This window comes from Gordonia sp. X0973 (genome assembly GCF_013348785.1).
Taxonomy (GTDB): domain Bacteria; phylum Actinomycetota; class Actinomycetes; order Mycobacteriales; family Mycobacteriaceae; genus Gordonia.
On the sequence record NZ_CP054691.1, the window covers coordinates 1063916 to 1081725 of the forward strand.

Sequence of the window (17810 nt, forward strand, 5' to 3'; positions counted from 1 at the left end):
GGCGAATCCCGCCCGGGCCAGCCCGCCGTCGACGGCGTCGGCGCGGCAATCCGAACGGCTCCTGCGCCCGGCACGCTGGTGGGAATAAGCTCGACGGGTGTTTGGCAACAAGAAGGCCCCGGCGCCCCCGCCGCCCGACGAGCTGATGACCGATCTGGCGCGCCGCGGACCGCACAAGGTGCTGCGCGGCGACCTCGGCTTCGTCGGCGTACCGGGCGCGCTGTTCACGCCCCAGCCGTCCAGCGACCAACCGGCCAGCGGTCTGCCGCTGGTCGTCTTCGGCCACTCCTGGCTGTCGGACAGCGGGCGGTACCGCGATCTGATGGTGCATCTCGCCAGCCACGGCTTCGTCGCCGCCGTGCCCGACGTCGAGCGCGGTCCCGCCCCCTCGGACGTGGCCCTGGCCGCCGGGCTCCGCACGGCGCTGGCGAACCTGCCGCGGGTGCGTCTGGGACTGTCCGAGTCGGTCACCGTCGACGGCGAGCGGACCGTGCTGGCCGGACACGGCTTCGGCGCCTCGGCCGCCGTCCTGGCCCTCGGCCCCGACGTGCTGGCCGGCACCGAGACGGTCGACGCCCAGGGGTTGGCGGCGGTCTTCCCCGCGCCGAGCACCACGACGGCCTTCGCGGCCGCCTCGTCGGTGCGCACGCCGGCGATGGTCATCGCCGCCGGTCAGGCGCTCGACACCGTCGACGCGAACCCGTTGCCGCTGGCCCAGGCACTGGCCGGACCGGTCACCCTGCACACCCTCCCGGGTACGTCGGAACGGGCGCTGCTGCAGCGGCACACGCTGAAGTCCCTGATCGGCGTCAACGGTGCGGCCAAAGACACCCATGCCGCCGTGCGGGCCATGCTGACCGGCTTCCTGCAGGCCACCGTCGGCGACGATCCGCAGCGCTACGAGACCTTCCTCGACCCGGAATCGACGCTGGGTGCTGCGCTTCCCGTGGATCGCGCCGAACCGGACGACGACGACCGCAGCCATCTGGAGAAGCTGGTCAGCGGTCCGCCGAAGCCCCCGTCGAAGACCTCTGCCCTCTCGCCGATTCGGGCGCTGAGCGGGCGCTAGGTACCCTAGAACGCTATGTGCGGAATCGTCGGATACGTGGGCCAGCGCCAGGCGCTGGGGATTGTCGTCGACGCCCTGCGCCGGATGGAATACCGCGGCTACGATTCCGCCGGCGTGGCCATTCTCGACGGCCGGGGCGGCCTCGTCGTCGAGAAGAAGGCCGGGCGCCTGGAGAACCTCGACAAGCAGATCGCACTGGTCGATCCGGCGTCGTTGACCGGCACCACCGGTATGGGCCACACCCGGTGGGCCACCCACGGCAAGCCGACGGATCGCAACGCCCACCCGCACGTGTCGGCCGACGGGAAGATCGCCGTCGTCCACAACGGCATCATCGAGAACTATGCGCCGCTGCGCGCCGAACTCGAGGCCGCCGGCGTCGAATTCCACTCCGACACCGACACCGAGACCGCGGTCCACCTTGTTCAGCGCGCCTACGATTCCGGCGAGACCGCGGGTGACTTCGTCGCCAGTGCCTATGCCGCGCTGCGCCTGCTCGAGGGTGCGTTCACCCTGGTGTTCACCCATGCCGACCACCCGAACACCATCGTCGCGGCACGACGGTCGACGCCGCTGGTCGTCGGCGTCGGCGACGGGGAGATGTTCGTCGCCTCCGACGTCACCGCCTTCATCGAGCACACCCGCGACGCGGTGGAACTCGGCCAGGACCAGGTGGTCGTCATCACCGCCGACTCGTACGCGATCACCGACTTCGACGGCACCGCCCGCGACGGCAAGCCCTTCCACATCGACTGGGACCTCGCGGCCGCCGAAAAGGGTGGATACGACTACTTCATGCTCAAGGAGATCGCCGAGCAGCCCGAGGCGTTGACCAACACGCTGCTGGGCCACCTACGCGACGGCCATATTGTGCTCGACGAGCAGCGGATCTCCGACGACGACCTGCGCGATGTCAACAAGGTCTTCGTCGTCGCCTGCGGTACCGCTTACCACGCGGGGCTGCTCGCCAAGTACGCCATCGAGCACTGGACCCGGCTGCCCGTGGAGGTCGAGCTCGCCAGCGAGTTCCGCTACCGCGACCCGGTGCTGGACCGCTCGACGCTGGTCGTCGCGATCTCCCAGTCCGGCGAGACCGCGGACACCCTCGAGGCCGTGCGCCACGCGAAAGACCAGAACGCGCGCGTGCTGGCCATCTGCAACACCAACGGCGCCCAGATCCCGCGCGAATCCGACGCGGTGCTCTACACCCACGCCGGACCCGAGATCGGCGTCGCCTCCACCAAGTGCTTCCTGGCGCAGATCGTCGCGGCCTACCTCGTCGGCCTGGCGCTGGCGCAGGCGCGCGGCACCAAGTTCACCGACGAGGTGACCCGCGAATTCCACGAGATGGAATCGGCGGCCACCGCCGTGCAGCAGGTGCTCGACTCGATGGATCCCGTGCGCGAGCTGGCCAAGAAGATGGCCGATCGTGACACGGTGCTGTTCCTCGGCCGCCACGTCGGCTACCCGGTGGCGCTGGAAGGCGCGCTCAAGCTCAAGGAATTGGCCTACATCCATGCCGAGGGATTCGCGGCGGGTGAACTGAAGCACGGTCCCATCGCCCTCATCGAATCCGGACTGCCGGTATTCGTCGTGATGCCCTCGCCCGAGGGGCGCGCGGTGCTGCATTCGAAGATGGTCAGCAACATCCGCGAGATCCAGGCCCGCGGCGCGGAGACGATCGTGATGGCCGAGGACGACGACGAGGCCGCGCGCGCCGTCGCCGACCATTTCATCCCGCTGCCGCGCACCTCCACGCTGTTGCAGCCGCTCGTTTCGACGATCCCGCTGCAGGTCTTCGCCGCGACCGTCGCCGAGGAACGTGGCTACGACGTCGACAAGCCGCGCAACCTCGCGAAGTCCGTCACCGTCGAGTAGCCGCTGTGGACGCGTTGACCGTTGCGGTGTCCCAGCCCCGGACACGGTCGAACGACGTCGCCGCCAACGCAATGGAGCACGCGCGGGCGATCGTCGACTCCCGCGCGCGGTTGGTGGTCTTTCCCGAGTTGTCGCTGACCGGCTACGAACTGGACGCCGAACCGGTCGCCGTGGACGACGAGCGGCTCGCGCCGATCATCGACGCCTGCGCCGCGACGGGTGCGGTGGCCTTGGTCGGCCTGCCGGTGCGCGACGGTGGATCGTCGTATATCGCGACGGTGAGAGTCGACGCCGACGGTAGCGCGCTCGCGTACCGCAAGCAGATGCTCGGCGGTGCGGAGTCGAGGTCCTTCGCCGCCGGGAAGGGGCCGGCGGTCATCGAGGTCGACGGGTGGCGGGTCGGGCTCGGTATCTGCAAGGACACCGGCGCGGCCGGGCACATCCGGGCGACGGCCGAGCTGGGGATCGACCTTTATGCCGCGGGCCTCGTCCACCGACCCGACGAGGCGGCCGAACAGGACCGACGGGGTACGGCGATCGCGACGGACTGCGGCGCCTACGTGGCATTCGCCAGCCACGCCGGACCGACCGGCGGAGGATATGAGACGACACTGGGACGGTCGACGATCTGGTCGCCGGAGGGACGGGTGATGGCGACCGTCGGCGATCGTCCCGGCGAGACCGCGGTGGCGGCCTGTCGCCGGGCCGCATGACTGTGATCGACGAATCAGGAATGGTGGTCGGTATGTCCAACCCGCGCATCGAACCCGACGTCCGGTACCCGACGGTCGCGCAGATCCGCGACGCGGAGGCCGCGACGGGGCTGCTGGCGGGCGGTGTCCTGATGAGCCGGGCCGCGCACGGGGTGGCGTCGGCCATCATCGACGACCTGCGCGCCACCGGCGGTGTGTACGGCCGGCGGGTCGGTCTGGTCGTCGGGTCCGGCGACAACGGCGGCGACGCACTGTTCGCCGGCGGGGTTCTGGCCCGGCGCGGAGTCGCCGTCTCCGCCGTGTTGCTCGCGCCGGACCGCGCACACCGCGGCGGCCTGGCGGCGCTGCGCGCGGCCGGCGGCCGGGTCGTCGCCGAGTTCGGCGAACTCGACGTCGTCGTCGACGGGGTGGTCGGTATCGGCGGCACCGGTCCGCTGCGCCCGCCCGCGGCAGCGGTCTTCGACGCGGTTGGAACGCGGTCGCCGCGGGCGCGCGTCGTGGCCGTCGACCTGCCGTCCGGCGTCGACGCCGATACCGGCGAGGTGCACGAGCCAGCCGTGCGCGCCGATCTGACCGTCACCTTCGGCGTCCCGCGTCGTGCCCACGTGCTGGCCGCACCGCAGTGCGGGCGGATCGTCGTCGTCGATATCGGACTCGGGCATCACGCCGCAGACGGCGCCGTACTCGGATCGCTGTCGGATGCGCAGGTGGGTGCGGCCTGGCCGGTGCCCGGACCGTTCGACGACAAGTATCGCCAGGGCGTCGTCGGAATCGTGGCCGGATCGGCGCGCTATCCGGGCGCCGCGCTGCTGTGTACCGGTGCCGCCGTCGCGGCGACGTCGGGGATGACCCGCTACGCCGGACCCGCGGCAGCCGCCGTCGTCGACCACCATCCCGAGGTCGTCGTCGCCGACGAACCCGAGCGGGCCGGAAAGGTCCAGGCGTGGGTCGTCGGCCCCGGATTCGGCACCGACGATGCCGCACTGATCCGGTTGCGCACGGTGCTGGCCGCCGACGTGCCCGTCCTCGTCGACGCCGACGGGATCACCCTGCTCGCACAGCATCGGGAACTCCTCGCCGCGCGCACCGCCCCGACGCTGCTCACCCCGCATGCCGGGGAGTTCGCCCGGCTGACCGGTGAACCGCTGGGACCCGACCGGGTCGCTGCCGTCGCCGCCTGCGCCGCCGAGTTCGGTGCGACGGTGCTGCTCAAGGGCCGGGCGACGGTGATAGCGGCGGCCGACCACAGTCAGGTCCTCGTCAACGAGGCCGGATCGTCCTGGGCGGCGACCGCCGGATCGGGGGACGCGCTGGCCGGGATCATCGGGGCGTTGCTGGCGACGGGGCTGCAACCCGCCGTCGCAGCGGCGATGGGGGCACGTGCGCATAGTGTCGCCGCACACATCGCCGCGGGGAGTCCGGGCGCCCCGATCGGAGCATCGTCGCTGGTAGCGGCCATCAGCGACGCGATTCGGACGCTGCGCGGGCAAGCGGGTCCGGCATCGTCGGTCGGCGGAATCTGAGACAATAGTTCCTTGATGCCTGTCTCCACCGGAACCACAGCTCTGGGCACCGCCACCGTCGACCTGGCGGCCATCGCCCACAACCTCCGCGTCCTTTCCGATGTCGCGGGGGTGGGCGTGCTCGCCGTCGTCAAGGCCGGCGGATACGGTCACGGCGCCCTTCCCGTCGCGCGCACCCTCGTCGACGCGGGGGCCGTCGGGCTGGGCGTCGCCCACGTCGGTGAGGCGGTCGCACTGCGCGAGGGCGGGATCGCCGCACCCGTGACCGCCTGGCTGCACACCCCCGACACCGATTTCGAGTCGGCCATCGCCGCCGACGTCGACGTCGCCGTCTCCTCGTCGCGCCAACTCGACGCGGTCGTCGCGGCGGCGGCCCGGCGCGGGGAGACGGCCAGCGTGACGGTGAAGGTCGACACCGGGATGAACCGCGGCGGTGTGGCGGCGCCGGAGTGGCCGGCCTTCGTCGAGGCCTTTGGCCGGGCGCACGCCGCCGGCGCGGTACGGCTGCACGGGGCGATGGCGCACCTGGCCTGCGGCGACGAACCGGAGAATCCGGCGAACGACGAGCAGGCGGCCGGGTTGCGCGCCGCCGTCGACGACCTGCGCCGCATCGGCGCGCAGCCGGAGCTGGTCCACCTCGCCAACACCCCGGCCGCCCTGACCCGCCCCGACCTCGCCTTCGACGCGGTGCGCCCCGGGATCGGCGTATACGGGCTGAACCCGGTGCCGCGACACAGCACGGCCGACCTCATCCCCGCCATGACGCTGCGCACGCAGGTGTCGCTGGTGAAGCAGGTGTCCGCGGGCAGCGGAATCTCCTACGGCCACACCTATCGCGCGCCGGCCGACACCGTGGTCGCGGTCATCCCGGTCGGTTATGCCGACGGTGTGCCGCGGTTGCTCTCGGGGCGTCTGCGGGTGCGGATCAACGGACGCGACTTCACCGGTGTCGGGCGGATCTGTATGGATCAGTTCGTCGTCGACCTCGGCCCGGACGGCGGCGGCGTCGTCGAGGGCGACGAGGTGACGCTGTTCGGCACCGGTGCCGACGGTGGCCCGACCGCGCGCGAATGGGCCGATCTCACCGACACCATCGACTACGAGATCGTCACCGGCATCGGCCCCCGCATCGCGCGCGTCTACACCGGAGGTGGGGCCTGATGGCACGCCGACGTAATCCACGGGCGGGTGTTTCGACGATCGGCACCCTCGCGGCCAGCGGCGTCGCGCGGCAGCTGACGCAGGCCCGCGCCGGACTCGACGACCCGTACGCCGACATCGCCTTCGACTCCGTCTACCGCGACGACGAGTACACGGTCGCCGCCGACGACGGGGTGCGGCTGGCGGCCCGCGTCGTGGGCGGCGGAACGGACCCCGAACTGACCGTGGTGTTCGTCCACGGGTTCGCGCTGCGGATGAGCTCGTGGTACTTCCAGCGCGCCGCCCTCGCCGAGGCGTGGGGGGAGCGGACCCGCCTGGTGTTCTTCGATCACCGCGGCCACGGGCGCAGCGCCGCGGCCCCGGCGCATTCCGCGACGATGACACAGCTCGGCGACGACATCGCGGCCGTGATCCGCGCGCTCGCTCCGACCGGTCCCGTCGTCATCGTCGGCCACTCGATGGGCGGCATGGCGACGATGGCGCTCGCACGCCGCCAGCCCGGGCTGTTCGGTCCCGGCGGGCGCGTCGTCGGGGTGGGGCTGATCGCCACCGCGGCCCGCGGCATCACCGACGCCGGCGTCGGCACGGCACTGCAGAACCCGGTCGTCACCGCCTTCCGCGCCGTCGTGCGCCGCGCGCCCTGGTTCATCCAGGCCGGGCGCACCCGGGCCCGCCGCGCCCTGGAGCCCGTGCTGCTGGCTGCCAGTTTCGGCCCCGATTTCTACAGCCCGACCGCGGCGCGCGCCGTCGAACGGATGATCCGCCAGACGCCGCTCTCGACGATCGTGCATTTCCTGCAGGTCCTCGAGGTGCATGACGAGACGGCCGCGTTGCCGGTGCTCGCGCGGGTGCCCAGCGTGGTGGTCTGCGGCGACGAGGACTGCATGACGCCCTTCCCCAATTCCTATTCGCTCTACGGGGTGCTCGGGGAGAACTGCCGGCTGACCATCGTGCAGGGGGCCGGTCACATGGTGCAGATGGAACGCCCGGCCGAGATCGACGAGATTCTCGACGAGCTGATCACCCGGGTGCGCGAGGAGCTGTCCGTGCGGGTGGCCGCGGACGGCCCCGCGGAGCCGCTGGTCGAAGAGCCCTTCGTCGTGCCCGATTCACCGCCCGCGCCGAAACCGTGGTGGAAGCCGTGGGCATGACCGCCGGTGTATCCGGCGAGGTCGTGTTGACCGAGGTCGCCGACACCGAGGACTTCGGCCGTTCGCTGGCGACTACGTTGCGCGCCGGCGACCTGGTGATCCTCGACGGCCCGCTCGGGGCGGGGAAGACCGCGCTGTCACGGGGTATCGGCGCCGGGTTGGGCGTCGTCGGGCGGGTGACCTCGCCGACGTTCGTGATCGCCCGGGCGCATCGGGCCTCGGAGCCGGGTCGTCCCGGTATGGTGCACGTCGACGCCTACCGGCTCGGCGGCAGTGAGCCCGGATCGGATACGGGTGTCGATCTGCTCGACGAACTGGACGCGTTGGACCTCGACACCGACCTGCGCGACAGCGTCGTCGTCGTCGAATGGGGGGCCGGGGTGGCCGAACGACTCGCCGCGCGGCATCTGTTGGTGCGGCTGTCGCGGGAGCCGGAATCCGAGGTGCGGCACGCACGGTGGCGGTGGGTCGATGCCTGACGAAGGGGTGGTCGACCGCGAGCGACGCGTCCTCGTGATCGACACCGCCACGTCGGCGGTGGTGACCGGGCTGGCCGTCGTGTCGGGCGACGGCACGGTCGCCGAGGCCGGCTCGCGGATCGTCGCCGACGACCGCCGCCACGCCGAGACGCTGACCACCCTGATGCGGGAGTGTCTCGCCGAAACCGGCTGGCACGGAACCGATCTCGACGCCGTCGTCGTCGGGTGCGGCCCCGGTCCGTTCACCGGGCTGCGGGTCGGGATGGCGACCGCCGCCGCCTACGGCGATGCCCTGCGGATCCCGGTGTACGGCGTATGCACCCTCGACGCCCTCGCCGGCACCGTGTCCCGCGACGTCGATGCTCGCTCACTCGTCGTCGTCACCGATGCGCGACGCCGCGAGGTCTATTGGGCGCGATATGTCGACGGCAAGCGTGTCGACGGTCCCGGTGTGCTCGCGCCCGCCGCGTTGGCGCAGCAACTCGCCGACGAGACGACCGACCTCGTCGCGGGCGTGCCGTCGATGCTGCCCGAAGTGGGGGAGCGGATCGTCGACGCGACGCCGGATGTCGTCGGCCTGGCCGCCGTCGCCGCCGAGGACGTGCTCGCCGCCGCCGTTCCGGAGCCGTTGGTGCCGCTGTACCTGCGTCGCCCGGATGCCGTCGAACTCGCCGACCAGAAGAAGCACGCGGCACGCAAGAAGCGGGTCGCCCGATGACGGTGATCGACGAACTGAAGCTGGCCGACGTCGGTGTGTGCGCCGCCTTGGAGCAGGAGCTGTTCGCCGGTGACTCGCCCTGGCCCGCGGCCGCGTTCCGGGCCGAGTTGAAGGCGCCCTACAACCGCTACTTCGCCGCGCGCGAGGAAGCGGGGGAGCCGCCCATCGGATACGCGGGCATCTCCATCCTCGGTCCGGCAGATGATCACGAGTGCGAGATCCACACCATCGCCGTGGGTCTGGCCCATCGCGGAAGAGGGCTCGGGCGCGACCTGCTCGACGCCATGCTCGCCGTCGCCGATGCCCGCGACGCCCCGGTGTTCCTCGAGGTCCGCGTCGACAACGACCCCGCGATCGGGCTCTACGAGAGCGCCGGGTTCATCCGCTCCGGGATCCGCAAGGGGTACTACCAGCCGTCCGGTGCCGACGCGTACACCATGATCCGTCCCGCGGCGAGCGGGAAGATGCCGGAGAACCCCGATGAGTGAACCGTTGATCGTGATGGGTATCGAGAGCTCCTGCGACGAGACCGGCGTCGGCATCGTGGAGTGGATGCCGAACCGTGGCGGCTCGTCCGCGGCCGCGGGTCCCGTCCGACTCCTCGCCGACGAGGTGGCGTCGTCGGTCGCCGAGCACGCCCGCTACGGAGGCGTGGTGCCCGAGGTGGCGTCGCGAGCGCATCTGGAGGCGATGGTGCCGACGATGCGGCGCGCCCTGGCCGCGGCGGGTATCGAGAAGCCCGATGCGATCGCGGTGACGATCGGACCCGGACTGGCCGGTGCGCTACTCGTCGGGGTGGCGGCGGCGAAGGCGTACGCCCTGGCTTGGGAGGTGCCGCTATATGCGGTGAACCACCTCGGCGGCCACGTCGCCGTCGATACGCTGGAGCACGGCCCGATGCCGCCGTGTATCGCGCTGCTCGTCTCCGGCGGACACACACATCTGCTGCGCGTCACCGATCTGGGCGAGCCGATCGAGGAACTCGGGACCACCGTCGACGACGCCGCCGGTGAGGCCTTCGACAAGGTCGCGCGGTTGCTGGGCCTCGGCTACCCGGGCGGCCCGGCGATCGACGAATTGGCGCGCGACGGGGATGCGACGGCGATCGCGTTCCCGCGCGGCATGACCGGTCCTCGAGACGCGCGGTACGACTTCTCGTTCAGCGGGCTGAAGACCGCGGTCGCACGGTATGTCGAGGGATGCGAACGTCGCGGCGAGGAGGTGCCGATGGCCGATGTCGCCGCGTCCTTCCAGGAGGCCGTCGCCGACGTGCTGACCAAGAAGGCGCTGCGTGCGTGTGCCGATTTCGACGTCGACACGCTGGTGCTGGGCGGCGGTGCGACGGCCAATTCCCGCATCCGGTCGTTGGCGCAGGAGCGCTGCGACGCGGCGGGGATCACCCTGCGCGTGCCCAAGCCGCGGCTGTGTACCGACAACGGCGTGATGATCGCGACCCTGGGCGCCCATGTGATCGCCGGCGGCGCGGCTCCGTCGCCGCTCACCGTCGCGACCGATCCGGGGATGTCGGTGCAGATCAGCGCTTACTGACTGCCCAGTCGGCGTGATTGGGGTGCCCAGTCGGCGGGTTTGGGGTGGGTAGGCGTTACTGGTCGAGGGTGGCGCCGCCATCGACACGCAGATCGTGCAGCGTGATGTGGCGGGCCTCGTCGGAGGCCAGGAAGACCGCGGTGGCCGCGATGTCCTCGGGTTGCGCGAGTCGGCCCAGCGGGATACCAAGTCGGAAATCCTGCGCCGAACCCGCGATCACCGCATCGGCGCTGTCCTGCGCGGGCACCGACTCGGGCCACATGCCGCGCAGCATCGGGGTGTCGGTGGAGCCGGGCGTGATCACGTTGCACCGGATACCGCGCGCCGCGAGTTCCAGTCCGGCACTGCGCACCAGACTGGTGACCGCCGCCTTCGTCGCGCCGTAGGCGGCGAGACCCAGACGCGGGGAGGCGGCCGCGTTCGACGAGATCACGGTGATCGTCCCGCCGTCGGCGATGGCGCCGGACGAAGCGCGCAGCAGCACCATCGTCGCGGTGAGGTTGACCGCCAGCAGCCGGTCCCACTCCTCGTCGTCGATGGAGCTGACCGGTCCGGTGGCCAATCGGGCCGCGGCGTGTACGACGGTGGTCAGCGGGCCGCCCAGGAGTTCGGGTGCGCGCCGGATCAGATCGGCGACGGCGGCCCGGTCGGCGAGGTCGGCGACGACGGCCCGACCGCCGGTCTCCTCGGCGATCGCGGTTACCGCCGGATCGGCGTCGGTGAGCAGCACCGATGCCCCCGCCGTGGCGAAGGCTCGCGCCGTCGCGGCACCGATGCCCCCGGCCGCCCCGGTGATCAGCGCCCGGCGCCCGGCCAGCACGGCGTCAGACATTGGACTTCAGGGCGGTCAGCACGTCGTCGGAGGAGATGGACACGCCGCAGGTGGTGTTCACGTAGTCGACCGCGTCGGCGTGGAAGTCGGCGTTGAAATCGGCGATCCCGTCGGTGACCAGGAAGGCCTGGACGTCCTGCATGAACGCGTCGGCGGCGGTCAGCATGCAGCCGATGTGACCGTAGATGCCGGTGATGATCAGCTGGTCGCGACCGTCGTGGGCCAGCAGCGACCGGAGATCGGTCCGCGCGAAGGCCGAGTACCGCCACTTGGTCACGGTGATGTCGGCCGGTCGCGGCGCGAACGGTTCGATGATCGCGGCTTCCTCGTCGGTGCCGATGCCCGTGCCCCAGCGCTGCGTCAGCAAACCGCGCCGGGACGGGTGCTGGTTGGGCGGCTGCGCGGTGAGGATCGTCGGGACGCCCGCCGCGTCGCACGCATCGCGCAGCGCGCCGATCGCCGAGATGACGCTCGCCAGCGGCTCCGATCCGGGCTCGTAGACGTCGACGAAGTAGTTCTGCATGTCGTGGATGAGCAGCGCGGAGCGACTCGGATCGACCTGCCAGTCGAGCATCGGCGCACTGCGCGGCCGCACGTCGGAGAGCCGGTACTCCGCAATCGGGGGGATGGACATATGTGCTCCGATCAGGGTTCTAGCTCAGGGCGCCGGTGATGTCGCGCAGGATGGCCTCGACGCCGAGCGGGCCGGTTCCGCTCGTCCACGGGGCCCCGTCGACGGGGATGACGTGCCCGGCCTTCGCCGCACCCAGGGCGTCGAATCCGGGTTTGGTGCGTGCCGTCTGCAGCGCGGCGCGGGCCTGCTCCGCGCTGCCGAGCACGCCGAAGAAGATGTAGTCGGCGTCGATGAGGTCGAGCTTCTCCATGCTGACCTTCTCCCCGGAGCGGTGCGCCGAGTCGATCTTCTCCTGGGCGGCGGGCCGCTCGATGCCGACACGGCGCAACACCTGGCTCGACAGCGAATTCCCGCCGACGAGGGTGGGCCCCTCCGCGGTCCAGCGCACCACGCTGGCGGTCAGCGGCTTGCCGCCCGGGTGCGCCGCGACGAGGCGGTGCGCGGCGTCGAGCTTGCCGGTGATCTCGGCCAGCACCCGATGGTGCTCGTCGGGGCGGTTCAGGACCTGCGCCATCTGCGCGAAGTACTTCTCCCAACCGTCGCTCGTCTTGGCGACGAGGATCGTCGGCGCGATCTTGGCGAGGTCATCGATGCTGTTGCGCGAGCCGGTGGTGTCGTCGACGACGATGAGATCCGGGTGGACCTTGAGGATCTGCCCCAGGTTCGGGGAGCGCGTGGAGGCGACGATCGGGATCTGCGCGCCCTTCGCAGCGGGTGCGAGGTAATCCGGGATGCCGGATTGGCCGCGCCCGGACGTCGTGCCGACCGGGGTGACGCCCAACGCGAGCGCGGCGTCGAGGGAGCCCTCGGCCAGCGTCACGACCCGCTTCGGCGTCGTCGGGATGGTGACGGCACGCCCGGCGGCATCGGTGTAGGAGTGGTCGGGACCGCCGGAGGATGGTGAACCGGACGAGCCGCAGGCCACCGTCCCGAGTAGCAGCAATGCGGCGCCGGTGGCCGCCGCCAGACCCCGCAGCGGTCGTCGGGTGAGCGTCGTTGTCAGGGGCTTCACGGTGCCGCCTTTCGGGTGGGGGATGGTTCGGTCAGGTCGTCGAGCAGCAGCGTCGCCCACCACACGATGTCGTGCCCGCCGGCGAATCGGCGCAGCTCGACGGGCCAGTCGGCCGCGGTCAATTTCTCGGCCAGCGCTTCGACGGAGTCGACGAGGAGGTGCTCGTTCGCGCCGACGGCCAGCCGGAGGGGACGGGGGAGGGCGCGGGAGAGTTCGTCGCCGATCCAGCCCGGCCCGGGGGCCCACTGCTGCGGGCGCGCCGTCCGGCCGGGCTCCCACCACATGGACGGCGAGTAGGCGAGGACCTCGTCGACGGCGTCGGGGAACCACGCGGCCGCCGCCAATGCGGCCACGGCGCCGAGGCTCTGGCCGGCCCACACGGTGCTGGTGGGGGTGCCGAGCGTCGCGCGGGCCGGTGCCAGCACCTCGTCGACGACGGTGGTGAGGAATTCCCGGTTCGCGCCCAGTTGGCGCAGTCGGGGCGATGCGCCGACCGGCGCGTCGATGCCGAGGAGTGCGACGGGGGAGTCGTCGGCGCCGAGCCGCCCGGCGAGTACCCCGGGCAGATCGCAGGTGTCGAACCACTTGTCGGCGTCGAGGAGCACGACGATCCGCGTCGGCGCCGTCGTGTCGGGCTTCGAGGTGTCGGGCACTCTGCCGATCGGCGCGGTCAGCCGCCATCGCACTGGGGCCGAGTCCGCGTCCCCCCACGTGGCGGGTTCCAGTGTGCCGCTCGCGAGAAGCGCGACGCGATCGCCCGTGGGACGGTGCCACGCCGCCAGGTCGGGTGCGCCCGCGGTGCGCAGGACCGACCCGAAGGGCGATTCGGCCAAGGGGTTCGCCGGATCGCTCACGGCTTTGGCCGCGACGTCGCGCGAATAGTGCAGCATCCCGTCGTCGTGCAGGGCCGGGTCGTCGGCCGGATAGGGGTAGAAGCGGTAGGTCGCCATCGTGCCGCGCGGCACGGCGAGTTCGGCAATCCAGTCGTCGGTGCCCGGTCGGCGGCGCATCTGCCCGCGGCTCAGCGCCGGGCCGTCGGTGAGGCGGTTGACCCAGGCGTAGACGCCGTGGGTGTCGGCCGGGGCGGTGAAGCGCAGCACGACCTTCTCGGTGTGCGGCTCGGCGGATTGCGGCGCATCGGTCGGTGCCGCGACGGTCGGCGTCGTGTTCGTCGACGGGGAGTCGTTGAGGATGTCGGCGACGACGGCGAGGGAGTCGGGGGAGACCATTCCGGGATGGTCGACGGGGAGCCCGGTGTAGGTCGGCGTCCCGTCGACATGGGGTTCCCACGCGGTCGCCGAGAGGAAGTCCTCCGCGCCGCGCTCTGCGGCGAAGTGGGCAACGTCGACGTCGACGACGCCGGTGCGGTGCTCGCGCATGAGCGTCGCGAAGTGGCTGACGACGTCGGTGATGCGCCGGACCTGCTCGAGGGTGAGGGTGCCCAAGGCCGCGTGGTGGTCGCGCAGGGCGGCGAGCACCTCGTCGTCGGAGTCGAGCGCCGCGTCGTCGCGCGTACCCGCCATGATCAGCAATGCCCGGCGGACCTCGGCGGGCGTCGCCGGGGCCCGATCGGCCCAGCACTCGCTCGGATAGGCGTCGAGCAACACCAGCTGGGTGACCTCGCGGCCGCGGGCGGATGCCTGCGCGGCCATCTCGTGGGCGATGACGCCGCCGACGGACCAGCCGAGCAACCGGATCGGCCCGGTGGGCGCGACCTTCTCGACGGCGTCGAGGTAGTCGGTGGCCACCGAGGTCAACGAACGCGGAAGGTGTTCGCCGCGCAATCCGTCGGCCTGCAATGCGTAGAGCCCGACTTTCGGGTCGAGATGGGGCAGCAGCCCGGCGTAGCACCAGCCGAGCCCGCCCGCGGGGTGGACGGCGAAGACCGGTGCGGGGACATGGCTGCGGTGCCGGTCGTGATCGGGGGCGGCGCGCAGGGTGAGCAGCCGGCCGAACGGGTCGGCCGCCGGGCCGTCGCCGGCCAGCTGCGCGGCGAGTGCGGCGACCGATGGCGCGGCGAACAGATCGGCGACGCCGACGGGGGTGCCGAGAACCTCGGTGCAGCGCAGGGCGAGCGCCGAGGCGCTCAGCGAGGTGCCGCCGAGATCGAAGAAGCTGTCGGTGACCGACACCTCGTCGCGCAGCAGTGCCTGGGCGAAGAGCGGTTCGAGGGTCATTTCGACGGGGGTGCGCGGGGCGATGATCGACGTCGCGCCCAGCCGCGGTTCGGGGAGCCGGCGGCGGTCCAGTTTGCCGTTGCGGGTCATCGGCAGGGCGTCGAGCACCTCGATCGCGTCGGGCACCATGTAGCCGGGCAGGCGACGGGCCAACTGATCGCGGACCTGCAGCGGATCGACCCCCGCACCGACCGCGTAGCCGACGATGATCGTCGAGTCGCCGCTGCCGGTCGTGATCGTGCGGGTGACCACGACGGCCTGCTCGACGCCGGGCAGATCGGCCAGTGTCGCCTGGATCTCGCCCAGCTCGATACGCCGCCCGCGGACCTTCACCTGGTCGTCGACGCGACCGTCGTAGATCAACCGCCCGGCCTCGTCGCGGTGTACGAGGTCGCCGGTGGCGTACATGCGCTCCCCATCGGCGAAGGGGTCGGCGACGAAGCGCGTCGCGGTCAACGCGGGGCGGCCCAGGTAGCCGCGGGCCAGCTGGATGCCGGACAGGTAGAGCTCGCCGACCGCTCCGGCGGGCTGCGGGCGCAGCGCCTTGTCGAGGACGTAGCAGGCGGTGTTGGCGATGGGGGACCCGATCGGCACCTCGTCGCCGGTCCAGTCGGGCCCGGGGGTCCAGTGGGTGACGTCGACGGCGGCCTCGGTGGGGCCGTAGAGGTTGTGGACCGCGGCCGGCAGTGTGTCGGTCGCATGGCGCAGCACGTCGGGCGGCAGGGCCTCGCCGGAGCAGACGACGAGGCGCAGGTGCTCGAGTGGGGTTTGCTCCACCGCATCGGCGGCGAGGAAGGCGGCGAGCGCCGAGGGGACGAAGTGGCAGACCGTGATGCGGCGCTGCGCGAACTGCGCGGCCAGGGCGGCGGCGTCGCGCTCGATCCCCGGCGTCGCGAGCACCAGGGTGGCCCCGCTGATCAACGGCCAGAAGAACTCCCACACCGAGACGTCGAACGAGTACGGCGTCTTCTGCAGCACCCGATCGGCGGGCGTCAGCGCGAACGTGTCGTCCATCCACCGCAGCCGGTTGACGATGCTCCGGTGCTCGACGACCACACCCTTCGGGCGCCCCGTCGATCCGGAGGTGAAGATGATGTACGCCGCGTCGCGAGGGGCGGGGTCTCCGTACACCGGCGCGGCTGGTGCCTTAGTGGCATTCGACCACCGGAATGAGGACCGCGTCTCGCGGACGAATTGGAGGCGGCTCGAGTCGGACCGCTCTTCGGGCAGGGTGAGCAGTGCTGCCGGTTGCGCATCGGCGAGCATGCCGTCGATGCGCTCGTCTGGCAGCTCCGGGTCGATCGGCAGATAGGCGGCGCCGCAGGCGAGCGTGGCCAATATGGCGATCACCATTTCCGGGGAGCGGGCCATCTTCAGCGCAACGACGCTGCCGCGCCCGACGCGCAGCGCCCCGACGAGATCGGCGACGGAGGCGTGCAACTCGGCATAGGTGAGGGAGCCGCCGTCCCATTCCAGGGCGACCCGGTCGGCGTGCTCCGCGGCGGCGGCCGCCAACAGCTGCCACAGCGTCGTCGACTCGGCCTCATCGCGGGTGGGCTCGTCGTCGGTCTGGTTGAGGTCGACCGACTCGCGGCGGGCCTCGGCGGGGAGCGCGACGGGCAGCGATCCGAGCAGCACCTGCGCGTCGGCGGAGCTGAGGCGTCCCAAGAGGTCGGCGATCCGCTGTCCGTGCGCCCGCGTCTCGTCGACGCTGTAGCGCGCCGGGTTGGCCTCGACCTCCAGCACGAAGCCGCCGTCGGGCTGCGGGGAGCCGGTGAGCGTCAGGTCGTCGACGGGTCCCATCGCGATGTTGCCGACGGTGCCGGTCGCCGGGCCGAACCGCAACTGCGGCGTGAAGAATTTGAGGTTGGCGACCGGGCCGTAGAGCGGGGTGTCGGCGCCGACGAGCCCGAGGTCGCGGCGCAGGTGATCGGCCCGATACCGGGTGTGCGGGCGCACCGCCCGCAATTCGGTGCCCACCTCGTCGATCAATCCGCCCACGGTCGCGGTCGGGGTCACGTGCAGCCGCAACGGAAGGATGTTGACCTCCGGCTCCAGCGTCACCGGGGCACCCAGTCGACGGTTCGCCCACGGCACGCCGATCGTCGTGTCGGATTCGCCGGAGTAGGCACCGACGTAGCAGGCCAGGGTCGCCATCAGCGATTCCGCCCAGCCGCGGTCGGTCGCCGAGGTCCGCGGCGGCAGCCGGTGGGTGAACCGGATCGCGCGGTCGTGGGCGAGGGCGGGTTCGCCGCGCGACACCGAGGGCGGCCGGGCCGTGTCGACGTAGTCGGCCCAGAATCGCGCATCGCTGGCGGCGTGATCCGCCTCGTCACCCGCGCCGGGTGCCGCGAAGGGGGACTCGGGGCGGGGCTGTCCGTCGAGGTCGGCGGTGTAGCAGTCCGCGACCCACCGCAGCAGCCGCGCGAACGAATACCCGTCGACGGCGATGTGGTGGATCCGCGTGATCCAGACGTGCCGTACGTGCTCGCCCGCCGCTTCGGGCAGCACGCGCACGAGGTGCTGGCCGGAGAGCGCGTCGCCGACGATCTCGTCGACGATCGGGGCGGTCGTCATCGCGGCGTCGATGATCGCGGCCACGTCGCCCGCGACGGCCTCGCTGATCTGGACCGGGTGATCCGCCACGCCGGGGAGCGGGTGGGCGCGCGGTCCGTCGCCGTCGTCGGCATATCGCACGTTGAGCGCGGGCACCTGCCGCAGGCAGTCGCCGAGCACCGAGGCGAAGCGCTGCGCGTCGAAGTCGCCGTCGATATCGATGCGCTCGGCGCACTGATACACGGGGGCGTGGGCCACCTGCAGCTGCGCGAACCACACAGCGAGCTGGGCGGCGGTGAGATCGATCGGCAAGGGCGGGCTTTCCATCGGGTGTGGTCTCTAATTAGGTTAGCCTATGG

Annotated in this window: 14 protein-coding genes; 10 read left to right on the plus strand and 4 right to left on the minus strand. The window is 71.7% G+C overall.

The features are described from left to right. Positions 1-97 precede the first annotated feature (97 nt). The 10 genes from HUN08_RS05260 to tsaD are packed head-to-tail and all read left to right on the plus strand — an operon-like array spanning position 98 to position 10240. On the plus strand, positions 98-1069 hold the full coding sequence (locus HUN08_RS05260; protein WP_301546901.1) for an alpha/beta hydrolase: 972 nt from the start codon (positions 98-100) through the stop codon (positions 1067-1069). 15 nt (positions 1070-1084) lie between these two features. Next, positions 1085-2947, plus strand: coding sequence for a glutamine--fructose-6-phosphate transaminase (isomerizing) (gene glmS / locus HUN08_RS05265; protein ID WP_124247885.1), 1863 nt, complete (start codon positions 1085-1087; stop codon positions 2945-2947). Between the two features lie 5 nt (positions 2948-2952). Continuing rightward, positions 2953-3660, plus strand: coding sequence for a carbon-nitrogen hydrolase family protein (locus HUN08_RS05270; protein ID WP_124247886.1), 708 nt, complete (start codon positions 2953-2955; stop codon positions 3658-3660). Between the two features lie 32 nt (positions 3661-3692). Continuing rightward, the gene (locus HUN08_RS05275) at positions 3693-5183 is read left to right on the plus strand and encodes an NAD(P)H-hydrate dehydratase (RefSeq protein WP_124247887.1); all 1491 of its coding nucleotides are present in this window, start codon (positions 3693-3695) and stop codon (positions 5181-5183) included. A 15-nt stretch (positions 5184-5198) separates the two neighbouring features. Beyond that, positions 5199-6344: an alanine racemase gene (alr, locus tag HUN08_RS05280; RefSeq protein WP_124247888.1), complete on the plus strand. Its 1146-nt coding sequence runs from the start codon at positions 5199-5201 to the stop codon at positions 6342-6344. Then, complete coding sequence (locus tag HUN08_RS05285; protein WP_124247889.1) at positions 6344-7495, plus strand: alpha/beta fold hydrolase; 1152 nt, start codon at positions 6344-6346, stop codon at positions 7493-7495. The genes alr and HUN08_RS05285 overlap by 1 nt, the downstream gene beginning before the upstream one ends. Next, on the plus strand, positions 7492-7974 hold the full coding sequence (tsaE, locus tag HUN08_RS05290; RefSeq protein WP_124247890.1) for a tRNA (adenosine(37)-N6)-threonylcarbamoyltransferase complex ATPase subunit type 1 TsaE: 483 nt from the start codon (positions 7492-7494) through the stop codon (positions 7972-7974). The genes HUN08_RS05285 and tsaE overlap by 4 nt, the downstream gene beginning before the upstream one ends. Continuing rightward, positions 7967-8692: a tRNA (adenosine(37)-N6)-threonylcarbamoyltransferase complex dimerization subunit type 1 TsaB gene (gene tsaB, locus HUN08_RS05295; protein ID WP_124247891.1), complete on the plus strand. Its 726-nt coding sequence runs from the start codon at positions 7967-7969 to the stop codon at positions 8690-8692. Before tsaE ends, tsaB begins: the two co-directional genes overlap by 8 nt. After that, on the plus strand, positions 8689-9180 hold the full coding sequence (gene rimI, locus HUN08_RS05300) for a ribosomal protein S18-alanine N-acetyltransferase (protein WP_124247892.1): 492 nt from the start codon (positions 8689-8691) through the stop codon (positions 9178-9180). The genes tsaB and rimI overlap by 4 nt, the downstream gene beginning before the upstream one ends. A gap of 4 nt (positions 9181-9184) precedes the next feature. Next, on the plus strand, positions 9185-10240 hold the full coding sequence (tsaD, locus tag HUN08_RS05305; protein ID WP_124247917.1) for a tRNA (adenosine(37)-N6)-threonylcarbamoyltransferase complex transferase subunit TsaD: 1056 nt from the start codon (positions 9185-9187) through the stop codon (positions 10238-10240). 55 nt (positions 10241-10295) lie between these two features. Here the strand turns inward: tsaD and HUN08_RS05310 are convergent, their stop codons facing one another. The 4 genes from HUN08_RS05310 to HUN08_RS05325 are packed head-to-tail and all read right to left on the minus strand — an operon-like array spanning position 10296 to position 17778. Then, positions 10296-11072 (minus strand): SDR family oxidoreductase, encoded by a 777-nt coding sequence (locus HUN08_RS05310; protein WP_124247893.1) that lies wholly within the window; start codon positions 11070-11072, stop codon positions 10296-10298. Continuing rightward, positions 11065-11706, minus strand: coding sequence for an isochorismatase family protein (locus HUN08_RS05315; protein ID WP_124247894.1), 642 nt, complete (start codon positions 11704-11706; stop codon positions 11065-11067). Before HUN08_RS05315 ends, HUN08_RS05310 begins: the two co-directional genes overlap by 8 nt. A 19-nt stretch (positions 11707-11725) precedes the next feature. Further along, the gene (locus HUN08_RS05320) at positions 11726-12718 is read right to left on the minus strand and encodes an ABC transporter substrate-binding protein (protein ID WP_301546902.1); all 993 of its coding nucleotides are present in this window, start codon (positions 12716-12718) and stop codon (positions 11726-11728) included. Continuing rightward, positions 12715-17778 carry a non-ribosomal peptide synthetase gene (locus HUN08_RS05325; protein WP_301546903.1) on the minus strand — a complete coding sequence of 1688 codons (5064 nt, stop codon included), beginning with the start codon at positions 17776-17778 and terminating at the stop codon, positions 12715-12717. Before HUN08_RS05325 ends, HUN08_RS05320 begins: the two co-directional genes overlap by 4 nt. Positions 17779-17810: the final 32 nt, after the last annotated feature.

Coding starts and splice junctions, on each gene's coding strand:
- tsaE (WP_124247890.1), top strand. CDS start 7,492: ATGACCGCCGGTGTATCCGGCGAGGTCGTGTTGACCGAGGTCGCCGAC.
- HUN08_RS05285 (WP_124247889.1), top strand. CDS start 6,344: ATGGCACGCCGACGTAATCCACGGGCGGGTGTTTCGACGATCGGCACC.
- tsaB (WP_124247891.1), top strand. CDS start 7,967: ATGCCTGACGAAGGGGTGGTCGACCGCGAGCGACGCGTCCTCGTGATC.
- alr (WP_124247888.1), top strand. CDS start 5,199: ATGCCTGTCTCCACCGGAACCACAGCTCTGGGCACCGCCACCGTCGAC.
- glmS (WP_124247885.1), top strand. CDS start 1,085: ATGTGCGGAATCGTCGGATACGTGGGCCAGCGCCAGGCGCTGGGGATT.
- HUN08_RS05275 (WP_124247887.1), top strand. CDS start 3,693: ATGTCCAACCCGCGCATCGAACCCGACGTCCGGTACCCGACGGTCGCG.
- HUN08_RS05310 (WP_124247893.1), bottom strand. CDS start 11,072: ATGTCTGACGCCGTGCTGGCCGGGCGCCGGGCGCTGATCACCGGGGCG.
- rimI (WP_124247892.1), top strand. CDS start 8,689: ATGACGGTGATCGACGAACTGAAGCTGGCCGACGTCGGTGTGTGCGCC.
- HUN08_RS05325 (WP_301546903.1), bottom strand. CDS start 17,778: ATGGAAAGCCCGCCCTTGCCGATCGATCTCACCGCCGCCCAGCTCGCT.
- HUN08_RS05315 (WP_124247894.1), bottom strand. CDS start 11,706: ATGTCCATCCCCCCGATTGCGGAGTACCGGCTCTCCGACGTGCGGCCG.